1 protein-coding gene and 1 pseudogene are annotated in these 1,900 nt (G+C 67.2%); both read left to right on the forward strand.

The features are described 5' to 3' along the window. On the forward strand, positions 1 to 98 hold a 98-nt coding region (locus tag DBR20_RS22640), incomplete at its 5' end, for a S46 family peptidase (protein ID WP_258223204.1). A 214-nt stretch (positions 99 to 312) separates the two neighbouring features. After that, positions 313 to 1,900: pseudogene (locus tag DBR20_RS22645) on the forward strand (hybrid sensor histidine kinase/response regulator); the annotation flags it as partial.

Genomic DNA, 1,900 nt, shown 5'->3' on the forward strand with positions numbered 1-1,900 from the left:
GCGCCGTGCACGTGGACATGCGCTACCTGCGCTGGCTGCTGGCCAAGGTCTATCCGGCACCCGAGCTGCTGAAGGAAATGGGCGTTCCGGCGGAATAAGGCCGGATCGAGCGCGGATTGCCGGCCCCCACCTGGGTGGGGGTGCCTGATGATTGTGGGCCCCCACCTTGGTGGGGGTGGTGGCCCTTCACCCAGCCCGTACACCCGGCCACGCGTGGCCTACACTGCGGGTTCCTTCGACGGAAACACGCGCTTGGTCTCCAGCTGGATCCTGCTGCTGGTCTCGGTTGCCTATGCCGCGCTGCTGTTCGGCGTGGCGTGGTGGGGCGACCGTCGGCCGATGTACCCGGACCGGCCGTGGCTGCGACCGGTCGTCTACAGCCTGGCACTGGCCGTGTACTGCTCGTCGTGGACCTTCTACGGCGCAGTCGGTACCGCCGTGCGCAACGGCGTGGGCTACCTGCCGATCTACATCGGCCCGCTGCTGCTGCTGTTGTTCGGCTGGCGCATCATCGAGCGCCTGGCGCTGATCGCGCGCAGCCAGAACGTTGTCTCCATCGCCGACTTCATTTCCTCGCGCTTCGGCCGCTCGCGGCGGCTGGCGGCGCTGGTGGCGATCATCGCGCTGATCGGCATCATTCCCTACCTCGCCCTGCAGTACAAAGCGGTGGCGATGAGCCTGCAGGTACTGACCGGCAACACCGGGCCGACCGGTTTCTTCAGCGACCCGGCCCTGTATGTGGCACTGCTGATGGCGCTGTTCGCCACCCTGTTCGGCACCCGCCAGGTCGATGCCACCGAACACCATCACGGTATGATGCTGGCGATCGCGCTGGAATCGGTGATCAAGCTGGTGGCGATGGTGGCGGTGGGCGTGTTCGCCTATGTCTGGCTCAGCGACCGTAACGAGGCGGTGGTGGAGTCGGTGCATACGCTGTTCACCGGCCTGCCACCGGTGGGCTTCCTCTCGCAGACCCTGCTCAGTTTCCTGGCCATCATCTGCCTGCCGCGCCAGTTCCACGTGGCGGTGGTCGAGTGCGGCGACGTGCGCGATGTGCGCCGCGCGCGCTGGATGTTCGGTGGCTACCTGGTGCTGATCTCGGCGATGGTGCTGCCGATCGCTACCGCTGGCGTCAGCCTGTTCGGTACCGGAAGCGGCGTGGCCGACGACTCGATGGTGCTGGCCCTGCCGCTGGCCGAGGGCCGCAACGCGTTGGCATTGATCGCCTATATCGGCGGTTTTTCCGCTGCCACCGGCATGGTCATCGTGTCTTCCATCGCGCTGGCGACGATGGTCAGCAACGACCTGGTGATGCCGGTGCTGCTGCGTCGCAGTGGCGATCACCAGGAAGCGGCCGACGTCGCCTCGCGCGTGCTGTGGATCCGCCGCCTGGCGATCCTGCTGCTGGCGTTGATGGCCTACAGCTACTACCGCAGCAGCAGCAACGACAGCACCTTGGCCTCGTATGGATTGATGGCCTTCGCCGCGGTAGCGCAGTTCGCGCCGGGCCTGATCGGTGGCCTGTACTGGCGTGGCGCCAGCCGTCGTGGCGTCGAGACCGGCATGCTGCTCGGCTTCGCCACCTGGTTGTACACCCTGCTGCTGCCGGCGATGACGATGGCCGGCTGGATGGATGCGGGCTGGGTGCAGCACGGTCCGTTCGGCATCGATTGGCTGCGCCCGCAGCAGCTGTTCGGCATGACCGGCTGGGACCCGCTGACCCATGGCACGTTCTGGTCGCTGCTGGTCAACGCGGCGACGATGATGCTGGTATCGGCGCGTTGGCGCCCGGGCGTGGATGAGCGCCTGCGCGCTGCGCCCTTCCTCGATCCCTATGCCGAGCGACCTTCAGTGGCGGGTGGTTGGCCGGGCCACGTGCACGTGGGCGATCTGCTGGCAC

Source organism: Stenotrophomonas sp. HMWF023 (assembly GCF_003060985.1).
GTDB classification, from domain to species: domain Bacteria; phylum Pseudomonadota; class Gammaproteobacteria; order Xanthomonadales; family Xanthomonadaceae; genus Stenotrophomonas; species Stenotrophomonas lactitubi.